We start from the raw sequence: 9,020 nt of genomic DNA, 5'->3' as shown, positions 1-9,020 counted from the left end.
ACCGCCAGACCGACCCCGGAGCGCAGGGCCAGCTGGGCGCCCACCCGCACCGCGGCGCGCCCGCCCGCCCCGCCGTCGACGAGGACGCCGACCCCGGTGCCGCCCGCCGCGGCGCCCGCGTCGGCGATCACCACCGTCACCTCGGGCACCGCGTCGAGCGCCCGCAGCCGGGTGGCCGTGTCCGACGTCGTCGGCGCGTCCGGGTCGTCGGCCGCGTCGGCTGCGACATCCTCCTCGACGAGCAGGACGACGTCGGCGTCGAGCCGGCCGGCGAGCGCGGCGAGGTCGGTCGCCGGATCGGCGGAGAAGCGGGCCACCACGGAGGCGGGCGTGCCCGCCGCGTCCAGCTCGGCGGCCAGCGCCCGCAACTCGTCGCCCGACTGGGCCAGCACGGCGAGCTCGGCGCCCATCCCGCCGGCGATCTCCAGGGGAGCGGCCGAGGGCAGCAGCCGGCACAGCACCACCCGCGCCGGCTCCTCCAGGCCGGTCAGCGCGCGGCCCAGCTCGGCGCAGCGGCGCGCGGCGTCGGCCTCCTCGGGCACCGCCACCAGCACGGTGAACGACACCGGCCCGCCGAGCGCGGCCTGCTCGGCGGCCTCGGCCGCGGCCAGCTCGCGGTTGAGCACGCGGTCGGGGAAGACGCGACGCACCAGCGGGCCGGTCATCATCGTGGTCACCAGGGCCATGACCACCATCAGCGTGAACATCGTCGGGTCGAGCACCCCGAGCTGCAGCCCGACCTGCAGGATCACGATCTCGGTCAGCCCGCGGGTGTTCATCAGCAGCCCCAGCGCCCACTGCTGGCGGCGCGGCAGCCGCTGCACCCGCGCCCCGGCGACCGTGCCGAGCACCTTGCCGCCGATCGCCACCAGCAGGATCAGCCCGAGCTGCCACAGGCCCGACAGCCCGATCCCGCCCACGTCCACCTGCAGCCCGGCGACCACGAAGAACGCCGGCAGCAGCAGCGACAGGCTGACCTGTTCGAGCCGGCCGAGGATCTCCCTGGACAGCTGGCCGGCGTCGCGGCGGGGCATGACCGCGCCGAACAGGAACGCGCCGAAGATCGCGTGCACGCCGATCAGGTCGGTCACCCACGCCGAGAGCAGCAGCCCGGCGAGCACCACGGCGAGCATGTCCGGGGTGAGCCGGCCGACGCGCCGGTGCCAGGCCACCATCCGGGCGAGCAGCGGGCGCACGACGACGAACATGAACAGCACGAACAGCGCCGTCATGCCCATGATCCAGCCGACCCCGGAGGGGCTGCCGCCGGCGGCGACCGCGACCACGACGGCCAGCAGCGTCCAGCCGATCACGTCGTCGATCACCGCGGCGGCCAGCGCCAGCACACCGGTCGACGTCCGGTGCATGCCGCGCTCGGTCAGGATGCGCGCCAGCACCGGTAGCGCGGTGATCGACATCGCCACGCCGAGGAACAGCACGAACGCCAGCAGCGGGATCGGCTCGCCGTCGGCGTTGACGTCGTGGTGGGGGTGCAGCACGAGCGCCGCCGCGCAGCCGAGCACGAGCGGCAGGACCATGGCCCCGATGGCCACCGAGCCCGCGGCGCGCTGCCGGCCGCGGATGAGCCCGAGGTCGACCTCCAGCCCGACGATGAACATGAACAGCGCCAGCCCGAGCTGCGCGATCACCGACAGGTACGGCCGCACCTCGGTCGGGAACAGCAGCGTGTCCAGGTCGCCGGGCAGCGCCCCGAGCAGCGTCGGGCCCAGCGCGATGCCGGCCACGATCTCGCCGATCACCGCCGGTTGCCCGATCCGGACGAACAGTCGCCCGACCAGGCGCGCCGCGATCACCACCAGGGCGACATCGAGCAGCACGTAGGCGACGATGTGCTGAGAATCCACGGACACGTCCCCCACTGATCGACCGGGCGTATGTTTACCAGCAGTGCCCGCCGACCCCGCTCCACGGTGTCGCGGCACGGGGGGACAATCGGCAGGCCCGCCGCTACCGGCCGGCCGGACGCACTGGAGGCTGGGTGGACGCCACGGTCGTGCCACGGATGATCGCCGACTACGAGGTCGTGCGAGCCTTGGGGGAGGGGAACCACGGGCACTACTTCGTGGCCCGCCCCCCGCAGCGCCTCGGGCTGGACGAGGAGTTCGTCACCCTCAAGGTCTTCGGCGACCGGGTCGCCGAGCAGGCCTACGACCGGGGTGTCCGCGAGCTGCGGGCGTTCGCGGCGGTGAGCTCGCCGTACCTGGTCCGGGTGTACGACGCCGTCCTGGAGGACACGTTCGTCTACGCCACCGAGCACTTCCCGCTGGGCACGCTGTCCGCCCCGGCCCGCCCGCTGGCCCGTGAGGCCACGTTGGCCGCGCTGGAGCACGCCGCCCGCGCGGCGCACGCCCTGCACGAGGCCGGGATGGCCCACGGCGACATCAACCCGACCAACATCTGGCTGGCCGAGCAGCCCGACGGCACCGTCGGCGGGCGGCTGTCGGACCTCGGCCTGACCCGCTTCCTCACCCCGGGCAACACGATGACCGGGATGGGCAGGCCCAGCTCCGTCGAGTACACCGACCCGGACATCCTGGCCGGCGCGGTTCCGTCCCGGCGCACCGAGGTGTGGTCGCTGGGCGCCACGGCGCACCGGGCCCTCAGCGGCGCCGGCCTCTACGGGGAGCTGCCCGACTCCCAGCCCTTGCTGGCGATCCGCAGGGTGCTGGCCAAGCCGGCCGAGATCGACCCCGCCCTCGACGAGCCCGACGCCGCCCTCGTCCGCGACTGCCTCGCGGCGGGCGAGGCCCGGCTGACCACCGCCGAGCAGGTGGCCGACCGGATCGCCCAGCTCCCGCGCTGAGCCGCGCCCGGCCGTCCAGAACGCTCAGCCGTCCAGAACGCTCAGCCGTCCAGAACGCTCAGCCGTCCAGAACGCTCAGCCGTCCAGAACGCTCAGCCGTCCAGAACGCTCAGCCGGTCAGGAACGACAGCCGCAGCGAGCGCACCGGGTTGTCGCCGTTGGTGTCGACCAGGCACACCGACTGCCAGGTCCCCAGCGCCGGCCGCCCGTCCAGCACCGGGACCGACACCGACGGCGCGATGAACGCCGGGAGCACGTGGTCGCGGCCGTGGCCGCGGCTGCCGTGCCGGTGCGACCAGCGGTCGTCGGCGGGCAGCACCTCCCGCAGGGCGGCCAGCAGGTCGGTGTCGCTGCCCGCCCCGGTCTCGATCACCGCGAGCCCGGCGGTGGCGTGCGGCACCCAGACGTTCAGCAGGCCGTCCCGCGCGCCCACGCCGCGCAGGAACGAGGCGATCTCGTCGGTCAGGTCGACCACGCTCTCCCGGGAGCCGGTCCGGATCTCGATCAACGTGCTTTCCACGGGACCCAGTGTCCCCCGGCGGTTAGGGTCGGGTGATGCGCGCGGCCCACGGCGAGAAGTTCGACGTCCCCGACGGCTACCTCAACACCGCCAGCATCGGCATCCCGCCCGCCACGGCCGCCGACGCGGTCGCCGCCGCGGTGGACGCCTGGCGCGGCGGGACGGCCCGCCCACCCGACTTCGACGCCCCGGTGGAACAGGCCCGGGCCGCCTTCGCCGCGCTCGTCGGGGTCGCGGCGGACCGGGTGGCCCTGGGCGCGGCCGTGTCCGGGCAGCTCGGCCTGCTCGCCGCGAGCCTGCCCGACCGCTCCCGCGTGCTCGTCGCCGAGGGCGAGTTCACCAGCGTGACCTGGCCGTTCGCCGCCCAGCAGCAGCGCGGCACCACGGTCGACGAGGTGCCGCTGGAGCGGCTCGCCGAACTCGCCCCCGGCTACGACCTGGTCGCCGTGAGCGTCGTCCAGTCCGCCGACGGCCGCGTGGCCGACCTGGCGGCCCTGCGCGCGGCCCGCGAGGCCGGCTGCCTGGTTGTGCTCGACGCCACCCAGTCCCTCGGCTGGTTCGACGCCGACCTGTCCTGGGCCGACGCCGTGCTGGCCGCGGGCTACAAGTGGCTGCTCAGCCCCCGCGGCTGCGCCTGGATGGCCCTGCCCCCCGACTCCCGCCTGCACCCGGTCGCCCACCAGGCCGGCTGGTCGGCCGGCGCCGACCAGTGGGAGAGCACCTACGGCCTGCCCCTGCGCCTGGCCGAAGGCCCCCGCGGCCTCGGCATCTCCCCGGCCTGGCTCTCCCACGTCGGCGCGGCCGTCGCCCTGCCCTGGCTGCTCGGCCTCGACCGCGCCGCCGTGCACGCCCACTGCGCCGGGCTGGCCGACGCGTTCCGCGGTGAGCTGGGGATGGACCCCGCCGGGTCGGCGATCGTGTCGGTGCCGGGGGACGGGGTGGTCGAGCGGCTCACTTCGGCGGGGGTGGTGGTGAGTGCGCGGGCGGGGGCGGCGCGGTTGGCGTTCGCGCTCTACAACACGGAGGTGGATGTGGAGATGGCGTTGCGGGGGTTGCGGGGGTAACGGTTTGAGGGCCTCCGGCGGCGCCTGCGGGGTTCTTGAGGGGCCTCCGGCGGCGCCTGCGCGGCGGGCGACCTCTGATCGAGCAGGGGGTCGCCCCCTGCCGTCCCGTCGGCCCCGGAGGGCAGCACATCCGCCGGGCCCCCGCACGGTTGGCATGCATGGGCGGCGGTTGGCATCGGAGGGTGCGGGGGCCCGGCGGATGTGCAGGCGCTGCGCGCGCCGACGTGACGGCAGGGGGCTTGGGGGGACGCCGGGCTCGCGACCCGGTCCCGGCGCCGCTGGCCGGGGCGGGTGTGCACGGTTGCCCTCCCCAGCCGGGTTGATCTTGTGGTTGGGGTGCCTCGCAGATCCAGGGGTGGGCTCGCAGCCCGCCGGCGGGTTGCGACGGCCCAGCCGGGGCTGCGACATCCACCCAGGGCTGCGAGGACACCGGCCACGGTGGCCGCGGTCTGGCCGCTGCACCTCCGAAGCCCGCCCTGTGCGCGTCGAGGTGATGGCGGAGGGCTTGGGGGAGGTCCGGCTCTCGTTGGGGTCTCGGTGCCGGGCTTGGGGGGCGTCCTCGCAGGGGCGGTGTGGTCTTCGCAGCTTCCGGGAGGCTGTGAAGACCACGGGGACTCTGTGAGGTGGGCCGACAGGTGTGCGCGGTCGCCCTCCGGCGGGAGCGCGCGGCCCTCCGGCGGGAGCGTGCGCGGTCGCCTCCCCGGCCGAGTCGATCAAGGGATCGGGGCGCCTCGCAGATCCAGCGGTGTGTTCGCAGCCCGCCGGCGGGCTGCGACGACCCAGCCAGCGCTGCGACACCCACCCCGCGCTGCGAGGACGCCCCCCACCCGCCCTCGCCGGCCGCGGAGCGGCCACTTCACCGGCGGACCCCTGCTTGATCCGAGGTCGCCCTCCGGGGAGGAGTCGCCGGAGGGCCCCCAAGACAGGAGGCGTCAGGTGGGCTCGCTCCGCCCCGGGAACGGCGGAATCGCCGGCGGCGTCCCCGTCACCACCCGCCACCGCGCACACCGCAGCGTCCCGTCGGTGAGTGCTTCGAGCGCCGGCCGCCGGACCCTGGGGTCCGTGCTGCGCTCGAGCAGCGAGCGCCACGCGGCTAGCGCGTCGGTCTCCGCGACCCTCAGCAGCCCGGCGGCCGAGTCGGCGTCGACGACCGGTTCCGGGGTGGCGTAGGCGGGTTGCGCCGACACCGCGGGGGCGCCGAGGCGGGAGAGGGTGCGTTCGACCGCGCCGCGGAGGCGGAGGTGGTCGCGGGCGTCCTTGTTGGCCTGCTCGGCGGCGGGGCCGGTGAGGAAGGCGGCGGCGAGGGAGTAGCACCACAGGGCCGCGTGCTCGGTGGCGAGCGCGTCCTGCAGGCCGTCGATGGTGGCCCGGCGGGCCTCGTCGGCGCTCATACGAGCACCACCGCGTACGTCGAGCAGCAGGCGGCGACGGAGGCGACCAGGCCGATCCGCTCGGCCGGCAGGTCAACCGCGGCCGCGGCGGCCGCGGCGCCCGACGCCTCGCAGGCCTCCCGGACGCGGGCGAGGGGGTCGCGGCCGAGGGAGGGGGGTGGGGCGGGGGTGGTGGGTGCGGCGGCGTCGGCGCGGTCGGGGTCGAGGCGGACGACCTCGGCGTCGAGGGCGGCCGCGTGCGCCGCGCGCGCGTCCACCAGGGGCTGCAGCTTCTCGGCGAGTCCCCCGTCGGCGGTGATGGCCGCGCGGACCAGGTCGACGTCCGCTCGGGCGGCGTCGGCCAGCGCGATCAGCGGGTCGGGCGCCTCGTCGGCGCCGGAGCCGAACGAGCAGCCGGTCATTGCGGGCACCGCGAGCAACGCGGCGACCAGCACCCGGCGGCGGGGGAGCCCGACCGGGGGTGTTGCGCTCACGAACTCTCCTCACGACGTCCACCCGCGGCGCCGGTGGGGTCGGCGCGGACGGGGGGACAATGGTGCCAGCCCGCTGCCGCGCACCCGTCGGCAGGAGCCCCCGGGGCGGCCGCGGGCCGGGTGGCGAGGGGCGTGCCCCGGGTCGTCGGGGCGCGTCCACCGGGTGGGTGCTCCGCGGCCGGCCGGGGTGGCGGGCCGCGATAGGCTGGTGGACCTGCCGCGACCGATGCGTCGGTCCGCGCCCGCCCGCCCGCACGCCGAAGACAGGCCAGAACAGGAGCACCGCGATGTCCTCCCCCCGCCCGGTACGGGCTGCGCAGCAGCCCCCGGGGCAGCTGCGCGACGTGCTCGAACCGCTCGTCGCCGCGGCCGGATTCGAGCTCGACGACCTCGACGTGCGGGCCGCGGGGCGCCGCAGCACCGTCCGGGTCGTCGTCGACTCCGACACCGGGATCGACCTCGACGACATCGCGGTGCTGTCGCGCACGGTCTCCGAGGAGCTCGACCGCAACGAGCACCTGCTCGGCGGGGCGTACACGCTGGAGGTCACGTCGCCCGGGGTCGACCGCCCGCTCACCCTCGCCCGGCACTGGCGCCGCGCGCACCTGCGCCAGGTCGCCGTGCGCCTGCACGACGGCACCACCCTGACCGGCCGGGTCGGCGCGGCCGGCGAGGACGCGGTCACCGTGTTGGTCGGCGGGAAGCTGCGCGAGCTGCGCTACGACGACGTGGCGCACGCCGGTGTCCAGGTCGAGTTCAAGCCGGCGCCCGAGGCCGAGGTCCGGATGCTGACCGGTGGCGCCGACGGGCAGCGGCAGCGATCCGAGGAGGAGACGGCATGAACGTCGACATCGCCGCGCTGCGGACCATCGAGCGCGAGAAGGACATCCCCTTCGACACGGTCATCGAGGCGATCGAGACGGCGCTGCTGACCGCCTACCGCCACACCGACGGCCACCAGCCGCACGCCCGCATCGACATCGACCGCAAGACGGGCGCGGTCCGGGTGATGGCCCAGGAGCTCTCGCCGGAGGGCGGGGTCGACACCGAGTGGGACGACACCCCCGAGGGCTTCGGGCGGATCGCCGCGACCACCGCCCGCCAGGTCATCGTGCAGCGCCTGCGCGACGCCGAGCACGAGCGCACCTACGGCGAGTTCGCCGCCAAGGAGGGCGAGATCGTCGCGGGCGTCATCCAGCGCGACGCCCGCGCCAACGCCCGCGGCGTGGTGATCGTCGCCCTGGGCGGCGGCACCGAGGGCGTGCTGCCGCAGGCCGAGCAGGTGCCGGGGGAGAGCTACCGGCACGGCGAGCGGATCCGCTGCTACGTCGTCGGTGTGACGCGCGGCATGCGCGGCACCCAGATCACGTTGAGCCGCACGCACCCCAACCTCGTGCGCAAGCTGTTCGCGCTGGAGGTCCCCGAGATCGTCGACGGCTCGGTGGAGATCGTCGCGGTGGCCCGGGAGGCCGGGCACCGGTCGAAGATCGCCGTCCGGTCGACCGTGCCGGGGGTCAACCCGAAGGGCGCCTGCATCGGGCCGGTCGGGGCCCGGGTGCGCGGGGTCATGAGCGAGCTCGCCGGCGAGAAGATCGACATCGTGGACTGGTCGGACGACCCGGCCACGTTCGTCGGCAACGCGCTCTCCCCGTCGAAGGTGGTGTCGGTCACCGTCCTGGACGAGCGCACCCGCACGGCGCGCGTCGTCGTGCCCGACTTCCAGCTCTCCCTCGCCATCGGCAAGGAGGGCCAGAACGCCCGGCTCGCGGCCCGGTTGACCGGGTGGCGGATCGACATCCGCAGCGACGCCGACCCGCGCGGCGCCGTCGACGCTCCGGAGTCGGAGTCGGTCGGCTGAACGGGGCACCGGGCGTTTCCGGGACCCGCGCGGGGGGAGCCCGTCGGGTCCCTGCGCTACACTCCGAAGCGGACCTCGGTACGGGTCCGGTTCCTGCTCGTCCGACCCCCGCGGTGGATCACCGATCTGCGGCGGGACCGGTCCGGATGTGCGTCGGGTGCCGGCGCCGGGCGGAGGTCGGCGGTCTGTTGAGAGTCACAGCGGTGGACGGGGCGGTAGTCCCGGACCCGCGGCGGCGGCTCCCGGGGCGCGGTGCGTGGCTGCACCCCGTCCCCGAGTGCCTGGACCGTGCCGAGCGGCGCTCGGCGTTCCCGCGGGCGTTCCGCGTCCGGGGGCCGCTGGACACCGCCCGTGTGCGGGCCCACATCGGCACCGTGAACGGGGCTCGGGAAACTCCTGAGCCCGACATCCCAGGAAGCAAGGTCGACCCGTCATGAGCCAGTCGTGAAGATCGCACCATGAACGTGCTTCGACTCTAGGTTCGAGGTCGAGCGGGTCCGCCGCCCGGCCTCCGAGATACAGGGAGTGCAGTGGCAGGCAAGGCCCGCGTGCACGAGCTCGCCAAGGAGCTCGGCATCAGCAGTAAGCAGGTCCTCAGCAAGCTGGCGGATCTGGGTGAGTACGTGAAGTCCCCCTCGTCGACGGTCGAGGCCCCGGTGGCGCGCAAGCTCCGGGAGTCCGTGTCCGGCGGGGGCGACTCCGGTGGTCGGCCCCGCCCCGGTGGTGGCCGTCCGCGTCCTGGCGGTGGCCCCGCGCCCCGCCCGACCGCCATGCCGTCGCGCGCAGGCGGCCAGAACGGCGGCCCCGTCCCCGGGCGCCCGGGACCGCAGGGTCCCCAGGCCCCGCAGCGGCCGCAGCCGCCCCAGACCCAGCCGTCGACCCCCGCGGAG

General features: G+C 75.6%; 10 protein-coding genes. 6 read left to right on the top strand and 4 right to left on the bottom strand.

Annotation, left to right across the window (positions count from 1 at the left end):
- A partial coding sequence (locus tag KIK08_RS34700; protein ID WP_214407557.1) for a cation:proton antiporter domain-containing protein occupies positions 1 to 1,865 on the bottom strand: 1,865 nt, incomplete at its 3' end.
- A 134-nt stretch (positions 1,866 to 1,999) separates the two neighbouring features.
- Between KIK08_RS34700 and KIK08_RS34695 the strand changes: the two genes are divergently transcribed.
- A complete protein-coding gene (locus KIK08_RS34695) occupies positions 2,000 to 2,824 on the top strand; it encodes a protein kinase domain-containing protein (RefSeq protein WP_214407556.1) in 825 nt (274 codons plus the stop codon).
- Between the two features lie 109 nt (positions 2,825 to 2,933).
- On the opposite strand, the gene KIK08_RS34690 is transcribed toward KIK08_RS34695, so the two are convergent.
- Positions 2,934 to 3,344 carry a secondary thiamine-phosphate synthase enzyme YjbQ gene (locus KIK08_RS34690; RefSeq protein ID WP_214407555.1) on the bottom strand — a complete coding sequence of 137 codons (411 nt, stop codon included), beginning with the start codon at positions 3,342 to 3,344 and terminating at the stop codon, positions 2,934 to 2,936.
- 35 nt (positions 3,345 to 3,379) lie between these two features.
- On the opposite strand from KIK08_RS34690, the gene KIK08_RS34685 reads away from it, so the two are divergent.
- The gene (locus tag KIK08_RS34685) at positions 3,380 to 4,408 is read left to right on the top strand and encodes an aminotransferase class V-fold PLP-dependent enzyme (RefSeq protein ID WP_214407554.1); all 1,029 of its coding nucleotides are present in this window, start codon (positions 3,380 to 3,382) and stop codon (positions 4,406 to 4,408) included.
- 932 nt (positions 4,409 to 5,340) lie between these two features.
- On the opposite strand, the gene KIK08_RS34680 is transcribed toward KIK08_RS34685, so the two are convergent.
- A complete protein-coding gene (locus tag KIK08_RS34680; RefSeq protein ID WP_214407553.1) occupies positions 5,341 to 5,799 on the bottom strand; it encodes a ferritin-like domain-containing protein in 459 nt (152 codons plus the stop codon).
- The gene (locus KIK08_RS34675; protein ID WP_214407552.1) at positions 5,796 to 6,272 is read right to left on the bottom strand and encodes a hypothetical protein; all 477 of its coding nucleotides are present in this window, start codon (positions 6,270 to 6,272) and stop codon (positions 5,796 to 5,798) included. Before KIK08_RS34675 ends, KIK08_RS34680 begins: the two co-directional genes overlap by 4 nt.
- A gap of 287 nt (positions 6,273 to 6,559) precedes the next feature.
- On the opposite strand from KIK08_RS34675, the gene rimP reads away from it, so the two are divergent.
- The 4 genes from rimP to KIK08_RS34655 form a co-directional block, all read left to right on the top strand.
- Positions 6,560 to 7,114: a ribosome maturation factor RimP gene (rimP, locus tag KIK08_RS34670; RefSeq protein WP_214407551.1), complete on the top strand. Its 555-nt coding sequence runs from the start codon at positions 6,560 to 6,562 to the stop codon at positions 7,112 to 7,114.
- On the top strand, positions 7,111 to 8,130 hold the full coding sequence (gene nusA, locus KIK08_RS34665) for a transcription termination factor NusA (protein WP_214407550.1): 1,020 nt from the start codon (positions 7,111 to 7,113) through the stop codon (positions 8,128 to 8,130). The genes rimP and nusA overlap by 4 nt, the downstream gene beginning before the upstream one ends.
- 146 nt (positions 8,131 to 8,276) lie before the next feature.
- Entirely contained in the window at positions 8,277 to 8,567 is a 291-nt protein-coding gene (locus KIK08_RS34660; protein WP_214407549.1) for a YlxR family protein, read from the top strand.
- A gap of 93 nt (positions 8,568 to 8,660) precedes the next feature.
- Positions 8,661 to 9,020 (top strand): translation initiation factor IF-2 N-terminal domain-containing protein (locus tag KIK08_RS34655; protein WP_214407548.1); only part of this gene is annotated, 360 nt, incomplete at its 3' end.

The organism is Pseudonocardia lacus, assembly GCF_018531445.1.
Lineage (GTDB): Bacteria > Actinomycetota > Actinomycetes > Mycobacteriales > Pseudonocardiaceae > Pseudonocardia > Pseudonocardia lacus.
Note: the sequence above shows the minus strand (reverse complement) of the source record. Positions and strands in the feature narration are given on the sequence as shown.

Bases quoted from the DNA above. Each gene is read 5' to 3' on its own strand.
- KIK08_RS34685 (WP_214407554.1), top strand. From the start codon at position 3,380: ATGCGCGCGGCCCACGGCGAGAAGTTCGACGTCCCCGACGGCTACCTC.
- KIK08_RS34680 (WP_214407553.1), bottom strand. From the start codon at position 5,799: ATGAGCGCCGACGAGGCCCGCCGGGCCACCATCGACGGCCTGCAGGAC.
- rimP (WP_214407551.1), top strand. From the start codon at position 6,560: ATGTCCTCCCCCCGCCCGGTACGGGCTGCGCAGCAGCCCCCGGGGCAG.
- nusA (WP_214407550.1), top strand. From the start codon at position 7,111: ATGAACGTCGACATCGCCGCGCTGCGGACCATCGAGCGCGAGAAGGAC.
- KIK08_RS34660 (WP_214407549.1), top strand. From the start codon at position 8,277: ATGTGCGTCGGGTGCCGGCGCCGGGCGGAGGTCGGCGGTCTGTTGAGA.